Source organism: Tabrizicola sp. (assembly GCF_030373185.1).
In the GTDB taxonomy this organism is placed as follows: domain Bacteria; phylum Pseudomonadota; class Alphaproteobacteria; order Rhodobacterales; family Rhodobacteraceae; genus Tabrizicola.
On the sequence record NZ_JAUCZH010000004.1, the window covers coordinates 175,110 to 198,548 of the forward strand.

Annotated in this window: 24 protein-coding genes; 7 read left to right on the top strand and 17 right to left on the bottom strand. The window is 62.1% G+C overall.

From position 1 onward, the window contains the following. The first annotated feature begins 151 nt into the window (after window positions 1-151). The 4 genes from QUV21_RS09135 to QUV21_RS09150 all read left to right on the top strand — a co-directional run bounded on the left by QUV21_RS09135 (window position 152) and on the right by QUV21_RS09150 (window position 3,729). Window positions 152-574 (top strand): DUF6524 family protein, encoded by a 423-nt coding sequence (locus QUV21_RS09135; protein WP_300854382.1) that lies wholly within the window; start codon window positions 152-154, stop codon window positions 572-574. A 314-nt stretch (window positions 575-888) separates the two neighbouring features. Continuing rightward, the gene (secG, locus tag QUV21_RS09140) at window positions 889-1,290 is read left to right on the top strand and encodes a preprotein translocase subunit SecG (RefSeq protein WP_300854383.1); all 402 of its coding nucleotides are present in this window, start codon (window positions 889-891) and stop codon (window positions 1,288-1,290) included. 158 nt (window positions 1,291-1,448) lie between these two features. Further along, on the top strand, window positions 1,449-3,092 hold the full coding sequence (locus QUV21_RS09145; protein ID WP_300854384.1) for a CTP synthase: 1,644 nt from the start codon (window positions 1,449-1,451) through the stop codon (window positions 3,090-3,092). A 58-nt stretch (window positions 3,093-3,150) separates the two neighbouring features. Next, window positions 3,151-3,729 carry a transposase gene (locus tag QUV21_RS09150; RefSeq protein ID WP_300854386.1) on the top strand — a complete coding sequence of 193 codons (579 nt, stop codon included), beginning with the start codon at window positions 3,151-3,153 and terminating at the stop codon, window positions 3,727-3,729. Between the two features lie 60 nt (window positions 3,730-3,789). Here the strand turns inward: QUV21_RS09150 and QUV21_RS09155 are convergent, their stop codons facing one another. Together QUV21_RS09155 and thyX are read right to left on the bottom strand one after the other, a co-directional pair. Continuing rightward, window positions 3,790-4,458, bottom strand: a complete 669-nt coding sequence (locus tag QUV21_RS09155) for a hypothetical protein (protein WP_300854387.1) — start codon at window positions 4,456-4,458, stop codon at window positions 3,790-3,792. A gap of 3 nt (window positions 4,459-4,461) precedes the next feature. Then, the gene (gene thyX, locus QUV21_RS09160) at window positions 4,462-5,367 is read right to left on the bottom strand and encodes an FAD-dependent thymidylate synthase (RefSeq protein WP_300854388.1); all 906 of its coding nucleotides are present in this window, start codon (window positions 5,365-5,367) and stop codon (window positions 4,462-4,464) included. Between the two features lie 92 nt (window positions 5,368-5,459). Here thyX and QUV21_RS09165 point away from each other — a divergent pair, with 92 nt between their 5' ends. After that, a complete protein-coding gene (locus QUV21_RS09165) occupies window positions 5,460-5,888 on the top strand; it encodes a VOC family protein (protein ID WP_300854390.1) in 429 nt (142 codons plus the stop codon). A gap of 126 nt (window positions 5,889-6,014) precedes the next feature. On the opposite strand, the gene ribD is transcribed toward QUV21_RS09165, so the two are convergent. After that, window positions 6,015-7,082, bottom strand: coding sequence for a bifunctional diaminohydroxyphosphoribosylaminopyrimidine deaminase/5-amino-6-(5-phosphoribosylamino)uracil reductase RibD (ribD, locus tag QUV21_RS09170; protein WP_300854892.1), 1,068 nt, complete (start codon window positions 7,080-7,082; stop codon window positions 6,015-6,017). A 14-nt stretch (window positions 7,083-7,096) separates the two neighbouring features. Continuing rightward, the gene (nrdR, locus tag QUV21_RS09175) at window positions 7,097-7,564 is read right to left on the bottom strand and encodes a transcriptional regulator NrdR (protein WP_125326614.1); all 468 of its coding nucleotides are present in this window, start codon (window positions 7,562-7,564) and stop codon (window positions 7,097-7,099) included. Between the two features lie 233 nt (window positions 7,565-7,797). Here nrdR and yghX point away from each other — a divergent pair, with 233 nt between their 5' ends. Then, window positions 7,798-8,685 (top strand): YghX family hydrolase, encoded by an 888-nt coding sequence (gene yghX, locus QUV21_RS09180; RefSeq protein ID WP_300854893.1) that lies wholly within the window; start codon window positions 7,798-7,800, stop codon window positions 8,683-8,685. 94 nt (window positions 8,686-8,779) lie between these two features. Then, window positions 8,780-9,055 carry a hypothetical protein gene (locus QUV21_RS09185; protein WP_300854393.1) on the top strand — a complete coding sequence of 92 codons (276 nt, stop codon included), beginning with the start codon at window positions 8,780-8,782 and terminating at the stop codon, window positions 9,053-9,055. Between the two features lie 32 nt (window positions 9,056-9,087). On the opposite strand, the gene rpoD is transcribed toward QUV21_RS09185, so the two are convergent. The 13 genes from rpoD to QUV21_RS09250 all read right to left on the bottom strand — a co-directional run bounded on the left by rpoD (window position 9,088) and on the right by QUV21_RS09250 (window position 23,438). Next, the gene (gene rpoD, locus QUV21_RS09190; RefSeq protein WP_300854394.1) at window positions 9,088-11,076 is read right to left on the bottom strand and encodes an RNA polymerase sigma factor RpoD; all 1,989 of its coding nucleotides are present in this window, start codon (window positions 11,074-11,076) and stop codon (window positions 9,088-9,090) included. Window positions 11,077-11,150: 74 nt separating this feature from the next. Then, a complete protein-coding gene (dnaG, locus tag QUV21_RS09195) occupies window positions 11,151-13,061 on the bottom strand; it encodes a DNA primase (protein ID WP_300854395.1) in 1,911 nt (636 codons plus the stop codon). Window positions 13,062-13,152: 91 nt separating this feature from the next. Continuing rightward, window positions 13,153-14,457, bottom strand: a complete 1,305-nt coding sequence (locus QUV21_RS09200) for an FAD-binding oxidoreductase (RefSeq protein WP_300854894.1) — start codon at window positions 14,455-14,457, stop codon at window positions 13,153-13,155. Between the two features lie 5 nt (window positions 14,458-14,462). After that, on the bottom strand, window positions 14,463-15,818 hold the full coding sequence (locus QUV21_RS09205) for a glutamine synthetase family protein (RefSeq protein WP_300854396.1): 1,356 nt from the start codon (window positions 15,816-15,818) through the stop codon (window positions 14,463-14,465). 36 nt (window positions 15,819-15,854) lie between these two features. Next, window positions 15,855-16,565: a type 1 glutamine amidotransferase gene (locus tag QUV21_RS09210; protein WP_300854397.1), complete on the bottom strand. Its 711-nt coding sequence runs from the start codon at window positions 16,563-16,565 to the stop codon at window positions 15,855-15,857. Between the two features lie 75 nt (window positions 16,566-16,640). Beyond that, the gene (locus QUV21_RS09215; RefSeq protein ID WP_300854895.1) at window positions 16,641-17,975 is read right to left on the bottom strand and encodes a glutamine synthetase family protein; all 1,335 of its coding nucleotides are present in this window, start codon (window positions 17,973-17,975) and stop codon (window positions 16,641-16,643) included. A gap of 158 nt (window positions 17,976-18,133) precedes the next feature. Continuing rightward, window positions 18,134-18,961, bottom strand: a complete 828-nt coding sequence (locus QUV21_RS09220) for an amino acid ABC transporter permease (protein WP_300854896.1) — start codon at window positions 18,959-18,961, stop codon at window positions 18,134-18,136. Further along, window positions 18,961-19,836 (bottom strand): ABC transporter permease subunit, encoded by an 876-nt coding sequence (locus tag QUV21_RS09225; protein ID WP_300854399.1) that lies wholly within the window; start codon window positions 19,834-19,836, stop codon window positions 18,961-18,963. The genes QUV21_RS09220 and QUV21_RS09225 overlap by 1 nt, the downstream gene beginning before the upstream one ends. 40 nt (window positions 19,837-19,876) lie before the next feature. Continuing rightward, window positions 19,877-20,596 (bottom strand): transporter substrate-binding domain-containing protein, encoded by a 720-nt coding sequence (locus QUV21_RS09230; protein ID WP_300854402.1) that lies wholly within the window; start codon window positions 20,594-20,596, stop codon window positions 19,877-19,879. A gap of 33 nt (window positions 20,597-20,629) precedes the next feature. Continuing rightward, the gene (locus QUV21_RS09235) at window positions 20,630-21,337 is read right to left on the bottom strand and encodes a transporter substrate-binding domain-containing protein (protein WP_300854404.1); all 708 of its coding nucleotides are present in this window, start codon (window positions 21,335-21,337) and stop codon (window positions 20,630-20,632) included. Continuing rightward, window positions 21,337-22,119: an amino acid ABC transporter ATP-binding protein gene (locus QUV21_RS09240; RefSeq protein ID WP_300854407.1), complete on the bottom strand. Its 783-nt coding sequence runs from the start codon at window positions 22,117-22,119 to the stop codon at window positions 21,337-21,339. Before QUV21_RS09240 ends, QUV21_RS09235 begins: the two co-directional genes overlap by 1 nt. 102 nt (window positions 22,120-22,221) lie before the next feature. Continuing rightward, the gene (locus QUV21_RS09245; protein WP_300854410.1) at window positions 22,222-22,992 is read right to left on the bottom strand and encodes a PhnD/SsuA/transferrin family substrate-binding protein; all 771 of its coding nucleotides are present in this window, start codon (window positions 22,990-22,992) and stop codon (window positions 22,222-22,224) included. After that, window positions 22,989-23,438 carry a TerB family tellurite resistance protein gene (locus tag QUV21_RS09250; protein WP_300854413.1) on the bottom strand — a complete coding sequence of 150 codons (450 nt, stop codon included), beginning with the start codon at window positions 23,436-23,438 and terminating at the stop codon, window positions 22,989-22,991. Before QUV21_RS09250 ends, QUV21_RS09245 begins: the two co-directional genes overlap by 4 nt. Window position 23,439: the final 1 nt, after the last annotated feature.

Genomic DNA, 23,439 nt, shown 5'->3' on the forward strand with positions numbered 1-23,439 from the left:
ATCTCCCGGTTTTCAAACCGCCTGAGCTATAGCGGCACCCGCGCACGGGGGAAACGCCAAAAACGCAGCACCGTCGCGGATCGCACGACTGACTTCGCAGCAAGGCAGGATACAGACCTTTGCCTCGGCCAGAGTTGCAGGCTAACCTGACATGACCAGAACCCCGAAAGGCATGATCATGGGCATCCTTCTGCGTTGGCTTGGCGCCTTTCTTCTGCTCGCCGCGATCTTCAACCCGTCGCAATGGAACTATGTGTTGTGGGCGCGGACAAGCTGGGGCGACCAGATGCCGCTCATCGTCTTCTCCGGTCTGATCCTTGCGGTGGTCGCGATGGTCTATGTGGTCGCCACCATGCGATCGATAGGTATTCTTGGCGCCGGCATCATTGCCGCGATTTTCGGTGCCGGCCTTTGGGTGCTGACCGACTGGGGCCTGCTTGGTCTTGGCAATTCGGCGTTGAACGTCTGGCTCACGATCCTTGTGCTGTCGCTCATTCTTGGCGTGGGCATGTCCTGGTCGATCCTGCGCCAACGGCTCTCGGGTCAAGCAAGCGTGGACGAGATCAACAGCTGATCGCCTTCGCCACCTATGGCAGTCGACATCCACGACAAAGCTGTCATGGAGAATCCGCATCGCACAGACCGAACCTGTCGCTGCCAACTGCCCTTTTCTCCAAATACTCCCGCGCGGAGCGCTTCGCCGCCGCCATCCAGCTTGCCCGCAGCCGCCTTTCCGCGGCAGCGCCGCCAAAGGGGCTCGATGCCCCGCCGGGCGGCCGCCCTTTCAACACAGAGAACCCTTGGCCCTTGCGCCCCGCCCCCCTTCCGCCTAGATAGGCGCGACCGGCGGCAGACCCCTTCCGCCCCCGAACCCGCCCGGATTTGCCCATGGAAAACGTCGTTCTTACCATCCACCTGATCCTTGCCCTTCTGTTGATCGGCGTTGTGCTCTTGCAGCGCTCCGAAGGTGGCGGGCTTGGCATTGGTGGTGGCGGTGGCGGGGCGATGTCGGCACGCGGTGCCGCAACCGCCTTGACCAAGCTGACCTGGGTCTTTGCGATTGCCTTCATCATCACCTCTATCACGCTGACCATTCTGGCGACGCGCGGCACCGAAAACGGTTCGGTCGTGGACCGGCTTCCATCTGAAACCTCTGCCCCTGTAGCAGATGTTCCGCTGACGCCAGGCCTGACGGGCAACCTTCTGCCACCTTCGGCAGGCGACGCACCGGCGACGGCCCCGCGTGCCGATGAACCGGCTGGCACCGCGGCACCCGCGACCAACCCCTGATCGACACTACCGATTGGATTTCAACTGGCAAAGCCCGCAGCATATAGCGGTGGGCGTTGCCTAATGGCTTGGCTTTCGCTATATCCCGACTCCCGTGGTGATGCGATTCCACCTGATCCGAATCGGCCTGAAATTCGCCTGCAATCACGGGGGCTCCCATGGCACGCTATATCTTCATCACCGGTGGCGTGGTGTCCTCGCTTGGCAAGGGCCTTGCCTCTGCCGCCCTTGGCGCGCTGTTGCAGGCACGGGGCTACACGGTCCGCCTGCGCAAGCTTGACCCCTACCTGAACGTTGACCCCGGCACGATGTCACCTTTTGAGCATGGCGAGGTCTTTGTCACCGACGACGGCGCCGAAACCGACCTTGACCTTGGCCATTACGAGCGCTTCACCGGCGTCCATGCCCGCCAGACCGACAGCATCTCCTCTGGCCGGATCTACTCCAACGTGCTGGAAAAGGAACGCCGCGGCGACTACCTCGGCAAGACCATTCAGGTGATCCCCCACGTCACCAATGAAATCAAAGACTTCCTCCGCATCGGCGATGACGAGGTTGACTTCATGCTGTGCGAGATCGGCGGCACTGTCGGCGACATCGAGGGCCTGCCCTTCTTCGAAGCCATCCGCCAGTTCATCCACGAACGCCCGCGCGGCCAGTCGATCCTCATGCACCTGACTCTCTTGCCCTACCTTGCCGCCAGTGGAGAACTGAAAACCAAGCCTACCCAGCATTCGGTCAAGGAGCTGCAATCCATCGGCCTTGCGCCCGATGTCCTCGTCTGCCGCTCCGAACACCCGATCCCTGAACGTGAGCGCGAAAAGATCGCCCTTTTCTGCAACGTCAGGAAAGAGCATGTGATCCCCGCCTATGACCTGAAGACGATCTACCAGGCCCCGCTCGCCTACCATCAGGCGGGCCTTGACCAGGCCGTGCTGGATGCCTTCGGCATCACCCCTGCACCGAAACCCAACCTTGCGCGCTGGGAAGACGTGATGGACCGCATCAGCCACCCCGAGGGAGAGGTGCGCGTTGCCATCGTTGGCAAGTATACCCAGCTTGAGGACGCCTATAAGTCGATTGCCGAGGCGCTGACCCATGGCGGCATGGCCAACCGCACCAAAGTCCGCGCCGAATGGATCGACGCCGAGATCTTTGAACGTGAAGACCCCGGCCCGTGGCTGGAAAACTTCCACGCCATCCTCGTCCCCGGCGGCTTTGGCGAACGCGGCACCGAAGGCAAGATCAACGCCGCCCGTTATGCGCGGGAAAAGAAGATCCCCTACCTTGGGATCTGCCTTGGCATGCAGATGGCGGTCGTCGAAAGCGCACGGAACCTTGTCGGCCTGAAAAACGCAGGTTCCGAGGAGTTTGACCATGAAGCCGGAGAAAAGCGCTTCACTCCGGTCGTCTACCACCTCAAGGAATGGGTGCAGGGCAACCACACCGTCCGCAGGAAGGCCGATGATGCCAAGGGCGGCACGATGCGGCTGGGCGCCTATACAGCGAACCTCAAGGACGGCTCGGCCGTCGCACGGATCTACGGCACCACGGTGATCGAGGAACGCCACCGCCACCGCTATGAGGTGGATATCCGGTACCGCGACCAGCTTGAAAAGTGCGGGCTGGTTTTCAGCGGCATGTCCCCGGACGGCAAGCTGCCCGAGATCGTCGAGGTCAAGGATCACCCCTGGTTCATTGGCGTCCAGTTCCACCCGGAACTGAAATCCAAACCCTTCGCCCCCCACCCGCTGTTCGCCGATTTCGTGCGGGCCGCGGTTGACGTTTCTCGGCTGGTCTGAGGCGCGGCCGCGCAGCTTTCGCAAGGGTTTGTTAACCACATGACCGGCAGGATCGGCCATGTCGCGCTATATCCGCCCGAAGCTGCCCGGCGCTTGCGTCTTCTTCACGGTCAATCTGGTGGACCGGGGGGCGGACACGCTTGTGCGGCATGTCGACGTGTTGCGGCAAGCGGTGGCGGTGACCCGCGCGAAGCGGCCGTTCGCGATCGACGCATGGGTGGTGTTGCCGGACCATATGCATTGCCTGTGGACGTTGCCGGAGGGGGATAGCGATTATTCGATACGCATGTCGTCAATCAAGGCGCAGTTCACGGCGGGTTTGCGTAGGTCGGGCTTCAGACCGACACCCTTGCAACGGAATGAATACGGCGCAAACGGCGGTCGGGTGCGTGTTGGTTCGGCAGGAAGAGTCGGTCTGAAGCCCGACCTACGGGGCGACGAGCGGCCCGAGGTTCGGCGCGGCAACGAAGCCTCCGTCTGGCAAAAGCGGTTCTGGGAGCATCACATCCGGGGCGACGCGGATTACGCGGCGCATGTGCGGTATTGCTGGATCAACCCGGTGAAGCACGGGTTGGTCGGGCATCCGCGGGAGTGGCCGTTTTCATCATGGCACCGCGATGCGGGCGGGGCGGTGTGATAGGGCGGGGCCTGCCCCGCCGTCGAGAGTCGGGGCAGGCCCCGACCTACGAGCGCGAGTTCAGTTGATGCGATCCTCTGAAAGCCCCCTTCTCGAAAGATATGCCAAGAACTCACGACCGAAGTCAGTGAGAATAAACTCTCCAGAAACTTCATCGATAAAAAGGTAGTGACGAAGAAACTGCAAGTATAGGTCAAGTGACCAATCTTGAATCGCTGGTGTAATTGCCTTTAGTTCAATGAACTCCTTCTCTGCAGAAGCCCGGTCTATTTTGCCACCCCGCTCGTTCAGAAGCCTGAGCGCACGAATCTGACTTCCAAAGATGTTCGCGTACGCAAGGTTGAATGCACTTTCTAGGCGTGTTTGTGCGAGTGCGGTCAGGAGAACAGGAATGCGCTGCGATTCTTCCAAGGTTTGAAGCTCCGCACGAAGCGAATCTTCAAGCCTCTCCAAAGGTTGCGATCGTAGGACGTTGGGGCTTAGCTTCTCTAGCGTTTGCTTGATTGGCTCCTCGTTAGCTGTGCCAGCCCCCTGAGCCCTCTTCAATCCAATGCTCATTCCGCCCGGACCAGTGAGATTCTCGATCTTTGGAATGAATTCTCGTATCTGCTGCCTAAAGATGAACACAACAGCAAACGCCGCCAATGGCCATGCCAACGAGGCAATAAGATTGGAGCCTATAAGAAGGTAAGGAAGCCAGCTTGAAGGTTCATATGCGTGTTCAAGCATCACTCACCCCCAAACCTCCACGAACTCCCGCCACTCGCCCTTGCTCATCCCCGAGGCCTCCTGCGTCACCACCTCCCCGGCCAGCCGCCGTTTCAACACCGCAATCGCCTTCGCACTCAGCGTCACCCCCCCGATCCGGTAGTCCTCGAACGCCCCGTAGGCCAGCGGCACCCAGTCCCGGACACAGGCCGCAATGGCCTCGGCGTAGACGCGGATCTCATACTGGGCGTGGGGGTCGGCGCGCAGGCGCAGGAAGTGGAAGAGGTTGTGCAGGTCGACCTTCCAGTACCATTGCGTGTAGATGTTGGCGGGCAGGTTCATGCGGGCAAGCTCTCGGGCAAGGCCCTGCTGGCCGTCTTGGCTCAGCATCGCCTCGTAATGGTCATAGGCGCGGTTGGCGTCGCTTTTCAGCAATTCGAGGACGCGGGCGGCTTCCTCGCCTTGCAAGACTTCCCCCCGGCCCTGATTGTTCACCGTGCTTTGAGCGGCAAGCTGGTCGGGGGCGGGGATGTAGAACTCGCGGTCGAGGATCGAGTAGCGGGCGGAGTATTCGTTGACGTTGGCGGTGCGGTGGCGGATCCACTGGCGGGCGACGAAGACGGGAAGCTTGACGTGAAGCTTGACCTCGCACATCTCGAACGGGGTCGAATGCCAGTGGCGCATCAGGTAGCGGATCAGGCCCTCGTCGTTCTGGACGTGCTTGGTGCCGGCGCCGTAGCTGACCCGGGCGGCCTGGACGATGGCCGCGTCGTCGCCCATGTAGTCGATGACGCGGATGAAGCCGTGGTCAAGCACCGGCTGGGCGCGGTAAAGATGGGCCTCCATCCCCTCGCTGACAGCGCGGAGCGTGGGGCGCGGGGTGGCGCGTTGGGCCTCGATCTCGGCCAGTTGTTCGGGGGTGAGGGGCATGGGGCGGCCTTTCGGTATGAGTCGGGTTGACTATATCTTGCGGGGAGTGGAGGCGATACCGCAAGATGAACGGGAATGATGAGGAGAGAGCGATGACGATCAGGTATTTGCACACGATGGTCAGGGTCTTGGACCTTGAGAAATCCATCGCGTTTTACAAGCTGTTGGGGCTGAAAGAGACGCGGCGCTATGACAACGAAGGCGGGCGGTTCACGCTGGTGTTCATGGCGCCCCCCGGGCAAGAGGACTGCCCGGTAGAGCTGACCTATAACTGGGACGGCGATCCCGGCCTGCCGTCGGACGGTCGGCATTTCGGGCATCTGGCCTATGAGGTGGATGATATCTACGCGACCTGCGCGCATTTGCAGGCCAATGGCGTGCTGATCAACCGCCCACCGCGGGATGGCAGGATGGCGTTCGTACGGTCGCCCGACAACATCTCGATCGAGTTGCTGCAAAAGGGTGGCGCGCAGGCACAGGCGGAACCTTGGGTCAGCATGGCCTCGACCGGGCATTGGTGAGACTGGCAGCCAAACGAAGCGCGCAAGGGCGCGCAAGGCGGGTCTCTCGCACTCAGGCGGGGGCCTGAGTGCGAGGCGCGCGCGCCGCGCGGGAGTATCTGGAAGAAGAGCAATATGCCTGCGGGGTCAGCAGGACCAGAGCGTGCAGGTATCAGGGCCAAGGATCCGGGTTTCGCGCAAGGCAAAGCGGGGGGCGTCGGCAAGGGTGCCAAGACCCAAGGGGCCAAGTGCAGGACGGCCCTCGGCGCCGATCAGCATCCCTGCGGTAAACTGGGCCAGATCATCGACCAACCCGGCGCGGACCAAAGCGGCCGCCAGCGTGCCACCGCCTTCACACAGGATGCGGGTCAATCCTTTTGCGGCCAGCGCCGCAAGGGCGGCGGCTAGATCAAGGTGATCACCAGCCAAGGGCGCTTCGACTAGGGTTGCGCCGGTTGCGGTCCAGGCCTCGTGCTTGGGACATGGCGCATCGGGGCCATGGACCAGCCAGACCGGGCTTTGCCTTGCCGTACGGCCAAGGCGGCTTTCGGGGCGGTGCCGGAGTTGCCGATCAAACAGGATGCGGACCGGTTGGCGGGTTGCGCCAAGGTCGCGGACGGAAAGGTCCGGGTCATCCGCCAGAGCGGTGCCAGAACCGACCATCACGGCATCATGCGTCATCCGCAGGGCATGGACCATGCGGCGGGCCATCGGTCCGGTGATCCAGCGGCTTTCGCCCGACGCAGTGGCGATGCGGCCATCCAGCGTGGTGGCCAATTTGAGCGTCACGAAGGGCAGACCCTTGACAACGCGTTTCAGAAAACCTGCGTTCAGGTGGGTTGCCTGATCGGTCAGGACACCTTCGGAGACGCTGATCCCGACCGCCCGCAACATGGCATGGCCTTTGCCGGAAACCCTTGGGTCAGGGTCGGTCAGGGCAGTCACGACGCGGGCAACTTTCGCGGCGATCAGGGCCTCGGCGCAAGGCGGGGTATGGCCATGGTGGGCGCAGGGTTCCAGCGTAACATAAGCTGTGGCACCTTCAGCGAGCGCGCCAGCCTGTTGCAGCGCACGGACTTCGGCATGCGGACGCCCCCCGGGTTGGGTCCAGCCCCGACCGACGATCAGCCCGTCCCTGACGATGACGCAACCCACGGCGGGGTTAGGCCAGACATTGCCCAAGCCCCGCGCAGCAAGGCGCAGGGCATGGGCCATGTGGTCGGCGTCTGTCACTCTTCCGAGGCGCTGCCGGGCCGAAGCTCGCTGACGAAGCCGTCAAAGTCATCCGCCGTCTGGAAGTTCTTGTAAACGCTGGCAAAGCGCACATAGGCGACTGTGTCGATCCGCGCGAGGGATTCCATCACGATCTCGCCGATCTGCTTGGATTGGATGTCGGTATCGCCAAGGCTTTCCAGCCGCCGCACGATGCCGGAAATCATCTGGTCGATGCGTTCAGGGTCGATCGGACGCTTCTGCATGGCAATGCGGATCGAGCGTTCCAGTTTGGAGCGGTCGAAATCCTCACGTTTCCCGGATGACTTGATAACGACAAGATCACGCAGTTGCACCCGTTCATAGGTGGTGAAGCGGCCGCCACAGGCCGGGCAAAAGCGGCGGCGGCGGATCGAGACGTGATCCTCGGCCGGGCGCGAATCCTTCACTTGCGTGTCGATGTTGCCGCAGAATGGGCAGCGCATCGGCCCCCTCCTTGCTGTTGGTTGTTGTCCTGCCTCAAGGTCCGGGTGTTTCCCCGGTTCCTGCCACTGACTATAGAGGGCCGTCGCGCATTTCGGGAAGCGCGAAGTGTGCGGCCCTGCATCTGGGGTCGCAACTGTGGCGGCAGGGACTCACGCCATCGTGTTTGGGTAGGGGTGCGGTTCGGGTTACCCTTGCGGCCTGATGAAAAGGGGGATGTGCAATGAACCGACCGATGACGCGGATGACGGCAAAGGATTTTGCGCCCGAGCTATTGGAGCTTTACGACTTTTACGCCCATGGCAAAATCACCAAACGCGAGTTTCTGGAACGGGCCGGGCGTTACACGGCGGGCGGACTGACCGCTGTGGCGGTCCTTGGGATGATGAGCCCGGATTACGCGCTGGCCGAACAGGTCAGCTTCAACGATCCCGATATCGTCGGGGAATACGTGATGTATCCCAGCCCCAATGGCCATGGCGAGGTGCGCGGCTATCTGGTGCGCCCGGCGGCAGCCGAGGGCAAGCTGCCAGCGGTGGTGGTGGTTCACGAAAACCGCGGGCTGAACCCCTACATCGAGGATGTGGCACGGAGGCTGGCGAAGGAGGGCTTTCTGGCACTGGCCCCGGATGGGCTGACCAGTGTCGGCGGCTATCCCGGCAATGACGAGGCCGGACGCGAATTGCAGTCACAAGTCGACGGCACCAAGCTGATGAACGATTTCTTTGCCGCCGTTGAATGGCTGATGGCGCATGAAGCCTCGACCGGGCGGGTGGGGATCACCGGGTTTTGCTACGGCGGCGGGGTCGCCAACGCGGCGGCCGTGGCCTATCCCGAACTTGGCGGCGCGGTGCCGTTCTACGGCCGCCAGCCCGCGCCCGAGGACGTAGCCAAGATCAAATGCCCGCTCTTGATCCATTATGCCGAACTCGACGAGCGGGTGAATGAAGGCTGGCCCGCCTATGAGGCGGCGCTGAACGAGGCCGGGGTCCGGTATGAGGCGTTCATCTATCCTGGCGTCAACCACGGCTTTCACAACGACAGCACGCCTCGCTACGACGAAGCGGCGGCGGAACTGGCGTGGGAGCGGACGGTGGCATTCTTCAAGGCCAATCTGGCTTAGTCCCGCCTGAGACCAACTGGGCGCAGCAACGCATTCAGGCGTCGTCACCTGAAAATCGGGTGCAAAACGTCACACGCATGTTACGCTTTCATGCATGTGGTGGCGACTCATCGTTCTTGGGCTTATGGCTACACCGGTTGCGGCGCAAAGCCCGATCGCAGAGGTGGTCTGTGTGCCAAGGGAGCAGTTGCTTGCGCGGCTGAAAGGCGCTGATCTGGCCGGGGCCGGCCTGCGCGACACAGAGACAGTGGTCGAGGTCTGGACCAGGACGTCTGGGGACTGGGTACTGGTGCAAAGCTATCCCAACGGGCTGGCCTGCATTCTGGCGATGGGCGAGGCGTGGGAAGCCGAAGTGTCGCCGCCTGCTTAGTCAGGCAGGGCGCCCAAAAGGGCGCCCCAGGCTCACTGATCCAGGAAACTCCGCAGCTTCCGCGATCGGCTGGGGTGCTTCAGCTTGCGCAGCGCCTTCGCCTCGATCTGGCGGATGCGTTCGCGGGTAACGCTGAACTGCTGGCCGACTTCCTCAAGCGTGTGGTCGGTGTTCATCCCGATGCCGAAGCGCATGCGGAGCACGCGCTCTTCACGCGGCGTCAGGGAGGCCAGGACGCGGGTCGTGGTTTCCTTCAGGTTTTCCTGAATGGCGCTGTCCAGCGGCAGGATCGCGTTCTTGTCCTCGATGAAGTCGCCAAGCTGGCTGTCTTCCTCGTCGCCGATCGGCGTTTCCAGCGAAATCGGTTCCTTGGCGATCTTCATCACCTTGCGGACCTTTTCCAGCGGCATTTGCAGCTTTTCGGCCAGTTCCTCGGGCGTCGGTTCGCGGCCGATTTCGTGCAGCATCTGGCGACCGGTGCGAACGAGCTTGTTGATCGTCTCGATCATGTGGACCGGAATGCGGATCGTGCGGGCCTGATCCGCGATTGAGCGGGTGATTGCCTGACGGATCCACCATGTCGCGTAGGTGGAGAACTTGTAGCCCCGGCGGTATTCGAACTTGTCCACCGCCTTCATCAGGCCGATGTTACCTTCCTGAATGAGATCAAGGAATTGCAGGCCCCGGTTCGTGTATTTCTTGGCAATGGAGATCACAAGGCGCAGGTTCGCCTCGACCATTTCCTTCTTGGCCTGACGCGCCTCTTTCTCGCCCTTCTGGACCTGATTCACGATCCGGCGGAATTCAGATATATCAACGCCGACATATTGCCCGACCTGCGCCATTTCCGTGCGCAGACCTTCAATCGCATCGCGCGACTTTTCCAACAGCGCCTGCCAGCCGCGCCCGGATTTCTGCGCCATCCGGTCCAGCCACGACGGATCAAGCTCATAGCCCTGATATTCGTCGATGAATTCACGCCGGTTGATCCGCGCGGCATCGGCCAGCTTCACCATCGAGGAATTGATCGACATGATCTTGCGGTTGATGCCGTAAAGCTGGTCGATCAGCGCTTCGATCCGGCTGTTGTTCAGGTGCAGTTCGTTGACCAAAAGCACGATTTCCGACCGCAGCTTTTGATAGGCGGCCTCTTCGGCGGTAGAAAACTGCTGGATGTTCGACAGGGCTGCGGTCATCCGCAGATCCTGCATTTCCGACAGCTTGCCATAGTCGCGGGCGATCAGGTCCAGCGTTTCAAGCACACGCGGCTTCAGCGCGGCTTCCATTGCCGCCAGCGACATGTTCGACGCTTCGTCATCCTCGTCATCGTCGGACTCGCCGAGGATCGGGTTGCCGTCGGCGTCAAGTTCCGGCTCGGCAGCACCGGCCGGGCGCGGCGCGGCACCCACGGCCACCTCGTCAAGCGACGGACCGTCAAGCTCTTCCTCACCGTCGAGGCTGCGGCCAAATGTGGCCTCAAGGTCGATCACGTCGCGCAACAGGATGTCTTCGGACAGAAGTTCGTCGCGCCAGATGATGATGGCCTGGAACGTCAGCGGGCTTTCGCAAAGCCCGGCGATCATCGTGTTGCGCCCGGCCTCGATCCGCTTGGCGATGGCAATCTCACCCTCGCGGCTCAGAAGTTCGACCGAGCCCATCTCACGCAGATACATCCGCACCGGGTCATCGGTGCGGTCCAGCGCTTCCGATGTGGCACCCGCAACCGCGACTTCGCGGCTGGTGGACACTTCGACCAGATCACCCACGGGGGCCTCTGCGTCTTCGACCTCATCATCCTCGATGATGTTGATGCCCATCTCGGACAACATCGACATCACGTCTTCGATCTGCTCGGACGACACCTGTTCAGGGGGAAGAACCGTGTTCAGCTGGTCATAGGTGATGTAGCCACGCTCCTTGGCGTCGGCGATCATCTTCTTGACCGCAGCCTGGCTCATGTCGAGCGAGACATCGGCTTCGTCGGCTTCCGGCTTGGTATCGTCTGTGTCCTTGAGGGCCATGTGGTCTCCTTGAGGGCGAATCGGGACTTGGCTGTCGAATCAATAACGCGAATCAGGCTGGGGGAAAGGCCGAATCAGCGGTTTTTCTTGACCCAGACCTGGCTATCGATCAGGGCTTGCAGATGTTTTGACAAGGCGGCGCGGTCTTCGCCCAGATCCTTTGTGTCGTTGTTTACGGTCCGTTCTGACCGGTGTCGTGCTGCGGCGGCCTGTGAAAGCCGCCAGGTCAGGCCTTCGTCAGCCAGACCTTCCATGTCCTCAACCGCCTCCTCTATCTCGCGCCGCGCGCCGCGCCGGGCATCCAGCTTCGCCAGTTCTTCGGCGAGGCAAAGCATGGCAAGCGCATCATCGCCCGCATTTCGGACAGGCGGCGCAATTGCGACATGGGGGCGCGACATCAGGGCGTCAAGGGCAGCGGGCGCTGCTACTCGGATCCGGGCAGCCAGGTCTTCCTTCCCGTCATGGCTCAGGATCAGGTGCCGGAGCGAGTCATGGTCCGGGCCAATGAGGTCAAGCCGTTCCAGCGCGGCCTCAAACCGTTGGATCAAGGCCGGGTGCAGGATCAGCGTGGCCAGAATGACGGCTTCGCGCAAGGCTTCATCGACCGGACCAGAGCCTTGGGCCAAAAGCGACGACCGGGTGCTGGCCAGCGCGCCACCGGGTGGGGCAAAGCGGCGGCCACCGGGCTGAAACGGTCGTCGGGTGCCAAACAGCGCCTCGCGCAGACGCTTCATTTCCTCGATATAATGCGCCTTGATCGAAGGGTCGACGATGCGGGCAAGATGGGTGCGCAACGTCTTGTCGAGGGCCGCCTTGCGCTCGGGGCTATCAAAACTGCGGCCCTCGGTCTCGCGTTGCCACAAGAGTTGTACCATGGGCCGCGCACCATCAAGCACGGCCTGCATCGCCGACGGTCCTTGCGCCTTCAACAGATCGTCAGGGTCCATGCCGCCGGGCAGAATGGCAAAGCGCAGGCCCTTTCCGGCCTCCAGAAGCGGCAACGCGAGGTCAATCACCCGCTGCGCCGCGCGCAGTCCTGCGGTGTCGCCATCCAGCGCCACGATCGGCTCATCGCTGATCCGCCAGATCAGGCGCAACTGGTCTTCGGTCACCGCCGTCCCAAGCGGGGCCACGGCTGCGGTGAACCCGGCTTCGGACAGGGCGATCACATCCATGTAGCCTTCGGCCATGATCAGCGGCTTGCCCTTGCCTGCCGCTTCGCGCGCGCGTGGCTGGTTGAACAGGTTCCGCCCCTTGTCGAAAAGTTCGGTCTCGGGGCCGTTCAGATACTTGGCCTGCGCGTTCGGATCGAGACTGCGCCCGCCAAGACTGATCGCCCGCCCGCGCCCGTCGCGGATCGGAAAGATGATGCGCGCCCGGAACCGGTCATAAAGCTGGCCGTTGTCGGATTTGGCCACAAGCCCGCTGGCGACCATCAGGTCCGGGTCCACGCCCTTTGCCGCCAGCATGTCGCGCAGGGCGTGAAAACCATCCGGCGCCCAGCCGATGTCCCACCGATCCCAGGCGGCCTCGGTCAGCCGACGTTTGTCAGCCAGATAGCGCCGCGCCTCGGCACCTGCAGCGGTCTTGAGCTGAAGTCGGTAAAATTTCACCGCCTCTTCCATGACCTGCGCCAGCTCGCTGCGCCGGTCGGCCCGTTCGGCGGCTTTGGGATCACGCGCCGGAACAGTCATCCCCGCCTCGCGCGCCAGAACCTCCACCGCTTCCATGAAGGACAGGTTTTCCACCTCTTTCACGAAACTCAGCGCATCGCCCTTCGCATGGCAGCCGAAACAGTAGTAGAACCCCTTGCGGTCATCGACATGAAAGCTGGCCGACTTTTCCTGATGGAATGGACAGGGCGCCCAGAAGTCGCCCTTGGCAAGGTTCGACTTGCGCATGTCCCAAGTGACCTTTTTCCCCACGACCGAGGAAAGGGTCACCCGCGTGCGCAACTCGTCAAGGAATCCATTGGGCAGGCTCATGCCACCTATATTGGCCCCGGGCGCGCGACTGTCCAGCCACAGCGAAACCGAGCGTGCCTGTGCGGGGGCTGGCCCCCACTGCCGACAGGGCTCACAAGCCCAGCCGGTCGCGCATTGAATACCAGGTCATGGCCAGCACCAGAAGCGGCCAGCGCAAGGCGGCACCACCGGGAAAACGCGGTTGTGGCAGGCTGGCCATCAGATCGAAGCCCGCTGATTGGCTGGCCGTGGCTTGTGCCAGAAGCTTGCCGGCAAGCGTGGCCAATGCGACCCCATGGCCGGAATAGCCGGAGGCGGACAGCACATTCGGCCTGATCCTGGTAAAGCAGGGCATACGGTTGAGCGTGATCGCAAGCGTCCCGCCCCAGGCATGGTCGATCCGCACGTCTTTCAGCTGCGGATAAACCTCCAGCATCGGTTTGGACACGGTCTTCACGATATCGGGGAAGCGGTAGCCATAGCTTTCGCCGCCGCCGAACAGAAGGCGGTTATCCTCGCTCAGTCGCCAGTAATTGACCACGAACTTGGTGTCGGCCACGGCGACGGGTTCGGCAAGCACTGCCGCCGCACGATCACCCAGGGGTTCGGTCGCGATGATGAAATTGTTGATCGGCATCACCTTGGCCGCGACCTTTGGCTCCAGCCCGCCCAGATAGCCGTTCGCCGCAAGGATCACCGTGTCGCAGGTCACACTGCCTTTTGCCGTCCGCACCACGGGCTTAGGCCCATGGTCGATGCCGATGACCTCGCTGCCCTCATGCAGGCGTGCGCCTGCCGTCGCGGCCGCCCTCGCCAGCCCCAACGCGAAGTTCAGCGGGTGAACATGGCCCGCCCCCCGGTCCACCTCGCCGCCCTTGTAGACGGTCGAGCCGATCAGGCGGCGAATGCCGGCGCGGTCCAGCGCTTCCAGCTGGGCATACCCGTAGTCGCGGTGCAGCTTTTCGGCGTAGGCATGCGTCTCGCGCACCTCGGCATCGGTCCAGCAGGCATGGGCGACGCCGGGCTGGAACGTCACCCCCGCCATCGAGTGATCGGCGATCAGCTGGCGCACCAGGGCCTTGGCATCCTCGGCCAGATCCCACAGGCGGTGCGCGTCTTCCTTGCCCACCGTCTTTTCGATCCAGACCTGATCTTGCCGCTGGCCGCTGCCGACCTGCCCCCCGTTACGCCCCGAAGCGCCAAACCCCATCCGGTGCGCTTCCAAAAGCACCACCGACAGGCCCGCCTCGGCCAGATGCAGTGCCGCTGAAAGCCCGGTATAGCCACCGCCGACAATGCAGACATCCGCCGTCACCACCCCGGTCAGCGCCGGGAACGGCACCACCGGCACCGCAGTTGCAGCGTACCAGCTTGGCGGGTATTGCCCCGCCCGGTCATTGGCGTACAGAAGGTTCAGCCGCATCAGACGTTCAAGAGCAGATGCTCCCGCTCCCACGGGCTGATCACTTGCAGGAACTCCTTGTATTCGTTCCGTTTCACGCTGTCATAGACCTTCACGAACTCTGGCCCCATCACCTCTTTCAGCGCGTCGTCCTCGTCCAGCAGGTCGAGGGCATCACCAAGATTCACCGGAATATCTTCTGAATCGATATAGGCTGAACCACTGAATTCCGGCCGGCATTGGACCTTGTTCATCAGCCCCAGATATCCACAGGCAAGGGTCGAGGCGATACCGAGATAAGGGTTGCAATCCATCCCCGGCAGGCGGTTTTCGATCCGCCGCCCAGCCGGGCTGCTGATCGGGACGCGCAGGCCCGTGGTCCGGTTGTCACGGCCCCATTCAAGGTTGATCGGGGCGGCGAAGTCGGGGACGTAGCGGCGGTAGGAGTTCACGTAAGGCGCGAAGAGCGCGACTGCGGCACCGAGGTGCTTTTGCAATCCACCGATGAAGTGCAGGAAGGCCTCGGTCTCTTCCCCCTTGGGGCCGGCAAAGATGTTCTTGCCGGTCTTCATGTCCACCACAGAGGTGTGGATGTGCATCGCCGATCCCGGCTCTCCTGCGATCGGCTTGGCCATGAAAGTCGCAAAGCAATCGTGGCGCAGCGCGGCTTCGCGGATAAGGCGCTTGAAGAAGAACACTTCGTCCGCCAGCCGGATCGGATCGCCATGCGCGAGGTTCAGTTCGATCTGCCCTGCCCCGCCTTCTTGCAGGATACCGTCGATTTCCAGCCCCTGCGCCTCGGCGAAGTCATAGATGTCGTCGATCACCTTGCCGTATTCGTCCACCGCCGACATCGAATAGGCCTGCTTGCCCGCAGCCCGGCGGCCAGAGCGGCCCATCGGCGGCATGATCGGCTGGTTCGGGTCGATGTTGCGGGCGGTCAGGAAAAACTCCATCTCGGGCGCCACGACCGGCCTCCACCCTTGGGCGGCGTAAAGGTCCAGGATCCGGCGCAGCACGTTGCGGGGGCTGAAGGGGACAGGATTGCCCTCTTGGTCCTTGGCGTCATGCACGACCTGAAGCGTCACATCCGCTGTCCAGGGGGCGGCGGTGGCGGTGGACCAGTCGGGTTCAAGGATCATGTCAGGTTCGGTAAAGGCATCAAACGGATTGTCGGCCCATTCGCCGGTGATCGTTTGCAGGAAGATAGAGTTCGGCAGGAAATAGCTTGTCTGCTTGCCGAATTTCGCGGCAGGCATCGCCTTGCCGCGCGCCACCCCGGCAATGTCGCCGATGATGCATTCCACTTCATCCACACGGCGGTTGCCGATGTAGTCGCGTGCTGCCTCGGGCAGTTGGTCGGTCCATTTGGACATATGTCACACATTGTTTGGGGGTGGCCCCCGCGCACATCAGGCGCGGAGCTTCTCGGCCCCATTGGATTTTGCTTGGTGGTTCAGAAAGAACGTTGCAATGCGGCCCGCCATGGTCTGATCGTCCAGTGGCTTGGCAAAACGGTCACGCGCGGCGGCCATCAGGTCTTCCGGTACAAGCCCAGGGCCGCGGGTGCGCATCAGGCCCTCAACGAATTCATTCCGGAATTCGGGGTGCGCCTGGACGCTGAACATGCGGTCATCATAAAGGAGCGCCGCGTTCTCACAGAACTCGTTCGTGGCCAGCACCTTGGCACCTTCAGGCTTTTGCGTCACCTGATCGCGGTGCCAGGCGTTCAGCCGAAGGGTTTCACCGCCAAAGTCGTATTCCGTCGGACCGACAGACCAGCCGCCGTCATAGCGTTCAACCTTTCCGCCCATCGCCTGCGCGATGATCTGATGGCCAAAGCACACCCCCACCACCGGCACCTGTTCGCCGTAGGCCTTGCGGATGAACGCTTCCAACGGCTTGATGAACGGGTGATCCTCATATGCGCCGTGGCGTGACCCGGTGATCAGCCAGCCGGCGCAGTCATGCACGTCGCCCGGAAACTCCATCGCTTCGACATGGTAGCGGCGGAAGGTCAGGCCCCTGCCTGCCAGCAGGGTTTCGAAGAAGTCCGGATAGTCACCGTGTTCGTCGCGAAGCGCGTCGGGCGAGGCGCCGGTCTGAAGGATGCCGATCTGCATGGGTCTCGGTCCGTTGTGATGCTTGTGCTGAAGGTGGGCGCTTGGCCCCCCTTTGGTCAAGGGGGGCGCATGCTGTCAGACCGTGTCGAGGTAAAGCTCGACCCGTTCTTCCGGCGAAAGCTCGGCGATGTAGTGCATTTCCTGCCGCTTGGTCTGCACCAGATTGCGGATCAGTTCCTTGGGCAGGAAACGGTAAAGGCTGTCGGAATGTTCGAACGCGTCAATCGCGGCTTCCCATGAGGATGGGATCTGCGGCAGGTCCATCGCATAGGCGTTGCCGGTCACCGCCGGTGGCGGCTCCATCTCGTCGTCGATCCCGGTAAGCGCGGCACCAAGGATGGCAGCCAGCATCAGATAGGGGTTCACGTCGCCACCCGCCACCCGGTGTTCGATCCGTCGCGCAGCCGGGTTGCCTGCCGGAATACGAATGGCCGCGGTGCGGTTTTCATAGCCCCACGAAATCGCCGTGGGCGCGTGCTTGTCGGGGACAAGGCGTTCGTAGCTGTTGAAATGCGGCGCGAACAGCAGCGTGCTGTCATGCATCGCCGCGAGGCAGCCTGCAACCGCATGACGCAGCTGCGCCGTGCCTTTTGGGCCGCCGGAGTCAAAGATATTGTCACCCTTTGCATCCAGCACCGAGAAATGCGTGTGCAGCCCCGAACCGGAATAATCAGCATAGGGTTTCGCCATGAAGCTGGCCGCAAAGCCGTGGCGCCGCGCCAGACCCTTGACCAGCATCTTGAACAGCCACGCATCATCTGCGGCGCGCAGCGCGTCATCGCAATGCATCAGGTTCACCTCGAACTGGCCAAGGCCGGTTTCCGAGGTGGTGGTGTCGGCGGGAATATCCATCGCCTCGCAGGCGTCGTAGAGGTCGGTGAAGAAGGTGTCGAAGGCGTCAAGCGCGCGGATCGACAGGGTTTCCGCCGCCTTCCGGCGCTTGCCTGACCGTGGGCTGGCCGGAACCTGCATGGTCTTGCCAGAGTCATCGATCAGAAAGAACTCCAGCTCCATCGCGCAGACCGGGGTCAGCCCCTTGGCCTTGTAGCGTTCCACCACGGCGCGCAGCGCATGGCGGGGGTCACCCTCATAGGGTTGGCCGTTTTCGCGGAACATCCAGATCGGCAGCAGCGCCGTCGGCGCCTCCAGCCAAGGCATTGGCATGAAACCGCGTTCGGTCGGCTTCAACAGGCCGTCGGCGTCGCCCTGTTCAAAGACCAGCGGGCTGTCGTCGATATCTTCGCCCCAGATATCAAGGTTCAGGACCGAGAACGGGAACCGTGTCCCGTTCTTCACCACATTTTCGGCAAAACGGGCCGGCACACGCTTTCCCCTTGCCTGTCCGTTCAAGTCAACAGCGGCCACGCGGATCGTCCGCACATCCGGATGTTTGCGCAAATAGTCTTTCATCATCATCGTTGTTCAGGCAGGGCATGAACCGCCCACGCACAGACCCCCATGGTCCGGCAGGCAGGTTTCGGATCATGCCCTTGATCCCATCCCCTGTTTTTTTGATCCCCGGCGCGGGCCGTTATGGCGCCTGCACAATTTGATCAAATTCGAGGTTACTATCGGATGATCTGTGGACGCAAGCGAATTCTGCTTTTCTGGTTCGACGGCAAGTGCCGGTTCAGGCGACGGTTCACCAGTCCGAAGGCAAAGGTCAAAAGCAGGGTCAAAGCGATGAAATAAACGGCAACGATCGGATATGGCACGAAAGGGTTGAAGGTCTTGTCGGCAAAATACTTGGCGTAATAAAGCGCGTCGCCCATTTGGCGGAAGGCAGGGAAGCCACTGAAGAACACCAGTGTCGTGGCATGGAACAGGAAGATCGCTTCGTTGGTGTAAGACGGCCAGGCCAGCCGCAACATGGTTGGCCACTGGATACGGCGGAACTTTTGCCAACCAGTAAGCCCGTAAGCCTCGGCCGCCTCAAGATCACCTTTCGGGATCGACTTCAGTGCGCCGTGGAAGATCTCGGCGGCATAGGCCGAGGTGTTCAGGAACAAGACAAGCAGCGCCCCGGCCCAGGCCCGCGTTGTCCATGCGGTTTCCAGCGTGAAGCCCAGAACGTTGATCCCGACCTTGGGCAGAAGTTGCAGCGATTCATAGGCAAGGAAGAACTGGATAAACAGCGGAGACCCGCGAAAGATGAAGACGAACCATTCAGCAGGCTTGCGCAAAAGCATCCGGCGCGAAGATTTCGCCAGCGCCACCGCGATGGCGAAAAAGAACCCGAAGGCCAGCGCCAGCACCCCGAAATATACATTCCAGATCAGCCCTGACCCGATCAGCGTAAATTGCTGACACAAGGTGAAGTCGGTGCGCGGCAAGAGGTTCTCGCCATAGCCGATCGAGCGGAACGCATAGGCCTGAACCGTTTCCCAACAGGTCATCATCCGGCCTTTCGCATGGCTTCACCCGCCGCCGTGGCCTGCCCGTGGCTCAGCCGCGCTGATATGCGTGCCAGCACGATTTCAGAGACCTTGGTGAAGGCCAGGTAGAAGACCAGAAGGCCAAGGAAATACCACAGCCGCCAGTCGGGGTGCGGATATTCATAGGCTTGGGTCTTTGACCCACCCAGCTCCCGCGCCCAGAAGACGATATCCTTGACGCCCAGCAGGAACAGCAGCGGCGTGGCCTTGATCAGGATCATCCACAGGTTTGACAACCCCGGCAACGCAAAGACCCACATCTGCGGCACAAGGATGCGGCGAAAGACCTGAGACTGACTCATCCCGTAGGCCTCGGCCGTTTCAAGCTGCGCCTTTGGGACCGCGTTCATCGCGCCGTAAAGCACGTTCGCCGCAAAGGCGCCAAAGACAAGCGCGAAGGTAAAGACCGCAAGCGCAAAGCCGTAGGCCTGATGCCAGATCGCCGAGGACTTGCCGAGCGGCACCTTTGCTTCCGGGCAGACGCGGAACTCCAGCCCCTGCCATGGCCAGCTATGGTCCGGGCAGACGGCAAGGCTTTTGAGGTATTCGATCCCCTGATCCAGCGCGATGACGAAAAACAAGAAGAACACGATGTCAGGCACGCCCCGGACTATTGCGGCATAGCCCTTGCCCAGCAGGCTGACCGGCAGGAACCTTGACCGCGACGCCGTCGCCCCGGCAAAGCCCATGGCAAGCGCGGTAGGCGCGGTGATGGCCAGAAGGCCCAGCACCGTGACAAACGACCAATAGAAATCAAGATGCTTGCCTGACGTCAGGTAGCACATGGCCCATGTCAGGCCTTCAATCGCTTTGGGGTCGGCGCAGGCGGCGAACATCAGGAACGGGGCGCGGCCAAAGCCGCGCCCCCTGCCTTTGTCAGAATTTGGCCGTTTCCGGACCGAAGTGCTTTTCGATCAGAGCATTCAGCGACCCGTCATCCTTCATCGTCTGGATGGCAGCATTGAACTTGTCTTTCAGTTCTGCATCGCTTTCGCGCAGGCCAAGGCCCACACCACCGCCCAATTGCACCTCATCAGCGACGAACATCAGCTCGCCATTCGACTCCGCCACGATCGGGGCAAGGAAGTCCTTGTCGGCAAAGACGGCCACGGCCTCGCCATTGCGCACGGCGGCAATCGTTTCATCCGGGGTTGCAAATTCCAGCAGGGTTGCGCCGGATTCGGCCACATATCCCGCCTGAATGGTCGAGACCTGCGCCGAGACCACGCCCGTCAGATCTGCATCCGCAGAAAGGGCAACATAGGCCGAGGCAGCCGGCGGGAAGTAGTTCTGGCTGAAATCGATCACTTCGTCGCGTTCGTCGGTGATGCTCATCCCGGCGATGATCACGTCATAGTTGCCGGACTGAAGGTTGGGGATGATGCTGTCCCAGTCATTCGTGACCCATTCGCAGGTCAGGGCGGCACGGGCGCAAAGCTCATCCCCCACGTCGCGTTCAAAGCCCGCGATTTCGCCAGCGTCGTTGATGAAGTTGAAGGGCGGGTAGGCACCTTCGGTGCCAAGACGCACGACATCCTGCGCGAAAGCCGCGCCGGATACCGCGACCATGGCGGTGGCAAGAAGCAGTTTTTTCATCTGAAGTCTCCCCTTTGGGTTGGTTGCGCCAGTTCAATTGAACCAGCGGGTTTCGAAACCCTGAAGCGTTCCATCCGCGCGCATCGCGTCAAGGGCCGCGTTCAAGGTGTCAAGCAATGCGACGTTGCCCTTGCAGACGGCCATGGCCACTCCGTCATCCGGGATCAGGTCGGAATAGAGAAAGTCAAAGCCGTTCGCCTGCACGAAGACTTCGATATCGGCGCGCGTCTGAAAAGGGCCAAGCGCCAGATCAACCTGCCCGGTGCGCAACGCCTCCAGCACTTCGGGCTCGGTTGGAAAGCTGACCCTGGCCAGCCCGAGGTTGCGCAGATGTGCTTCGTGGACGGTGCCGGACTGCACCGCGATCAGGGCGCGGTCGGGTGGCAGCGCGCCGGGGCGGCCGATATACCATTCTTCGGGTTCGGTGGTGTAATATGAGCGCGTGAAATCCACCAGGGCCTTGCGTTCGTCATTCACCGCCATACCACCCAGCACCACATCGAAGTGGCCCGACATCACGCCCGGGATCAACTGATCAAAGTTGGCTAGCTGCCATGCACAGACCAGCGCCGCGCGCGAGCAGATTTCATCCATCACGTCGCGTTCGAAACCAGTGATCACGCCCGTCTCATCCACCAGAACATAGGCCGGGAACGGGCCATCGGTGCCGATGGTCACGGTTTCCGCTGAAACAAGCGTCAGCCCGGTGGCCAGCGCTGCAATGGTGCTAACGCATGTCATCAAGCCGCCGTTGCCGACAGGAACCCGCGCAGGCGGGCGCTTTGCGGGTTGCCGAACAGGCTTGCGGGCGGCCCCTCTTCCTCGATCCGGCCCTGATGCAGGAAGATGACGTGGTCCGAACAATCCGCCGCAAGCTTCATGTCATGCGTCACAAGGATCATCGTGCGCCCCTCATCGGCAAGGGCCTTGATGACGCGGACAACCTCTTGTTCCAGTTCGGGATCAAGCGCCGATGTCGGCTCATCGAACAACAGGGCGCGCGGCTCCATGCACAAGGCCCGCGCGATGGCCGCGCGCTGCTGCTGGCCGCCGGAAAGCTGGGCCGGCCAGGCATCGGCCTTGTCCGCGATCCCGACCTTGGCCAGGTATTGCCGCGCCTTCGCCTCTACCTCTTTCGGATCGCGTTTCAGCACCGTCACCGGCGCCTCCATCACGTTTTGCAGGATGGTAAGATGCGCCCAGAGATTGAACTGCTGGAAGACCATTGAAAGATTGGTGCGGATGCGCGTGACCTGCACGCGGTCGGCGGGATGGCGGTCCAGACCCTCACCCTTCCAACGCACGGCTTCGCCCTCAAAGCGGATATCGCCCTGCTGGCTGTCTTCCAGCAGATTGCAGCACCGCAAAAGCGTGGATTTTCCCGACCCGGAAGACCCGATAAGCGAAATCACATTGCCGCGCGGGGCGACAAGGTCAACGCCCTTCAACACCTCAAGCGGACCATAGCATTTGTGCAGGTCGCGGATTTCGATGACCGGTGTGTCAGGGGTGTCAGCGGACATGGAGCTTCTGGTCAAGGACATCTGGCATGCGAGTAGTGCCGAGATTTTGCGACAATGCAACGTGCATTCAGCCCGAAAATCAACTGTGACGCGGCGATATGATCAGTTTGCAGGCGCAAACTGGTCTGGTGCGGGCGGATTTGGCACCGCGAGATAAGCGGCCTCGGCGATCCGCACGATGCCCTTCAGCCGCAACGTCGCGCGGTCAACTGGCGCAAGAGCGGCGATGGCGTCGGCAAGAGCGTCATGGATCAGATCGGCTGGTGCGCCCCTTGCCGCGATGTAGGGCAGCCCGGGGGTGGGATCGGTCACATCGATCACCCGCAGGCGTTCGGTCACCGGATCGACCCCATGCATCAGTTCCCATGTCACGGCGTCCAATGCGGCGATGTCAGCCTTGCCATCGGCCACGGCATGCGCCGAAAGCCGGTGACCGCCGGTCTGCACCACAGGCGGCAAGGTCAGGCCCCGCTTCGCCGCATGGATCTGGGGGGCGGCCCAGCCGGATTGCGACAACGGCTCGTTGTAGGCGAAAGCCGCGCCATCGAAATCCGCGAATGTTGCGCGCGGATCGTCAGAGCGGACGACAAAAACCGATCGGTAATACCCGGGCGGGCAGCCATCTACCCCGAAGTCAGGCGTGCCGACATAGGCTACATAGCCCTGCAAGCGCGCGCGAAACGGGTAGCCACAGGTTTGCGACAGCACCAGATCGGGCGCTTCCCATGCGGGCCAGAAAGCCCCCTCACCCCGCGTAAGATCCTTGGGTGCCGCAACGCCCCGGGCAAGCAGCCTTTCGCGCACCGCAACCCAAAGCCGGTCATTCGCGCCCGTAGCCGGGCCGAAATCATACATCCCGAGACTTGCAATCATTCCCGTTCCGCCCCGCGTTCCGCGCGCTGCCGAGCCTGTGCCGATTCAACATCGGTCAGCCCCAGAAGGTTTGCCACCAGCCGAATGAGGCGGTCTTCCTCGGCGTCGCGCAAGCCATCGGCCAGCGCGACAGACCACAGCGCTTCCATCAGATCGGCCCGGTCGTCCAGCGCCGTTGCCGCCTTCAGCGCCCGGGTAAAGCGCACGGTATCAGGGGCCTGTGCTTCCAGTTCTTCGGCCTCGGTGCGCAATTTTGCGGCCTCGAACGGGCCAAAGTGATGCCGACGCGCCAGAACACGGTCAATCTTCTCGACCTCTTCCGCAGAATATAGCCCGTCGGTCCGGGCGATACGCACCAAAAGTGCCGCAAGCGCCAGTCGGGCGTCCGGTTCGGGCAAGGCGGTGGGGGCGGGCGCCATGAGGCGGCGAAGAAGTGCGTCGATCATA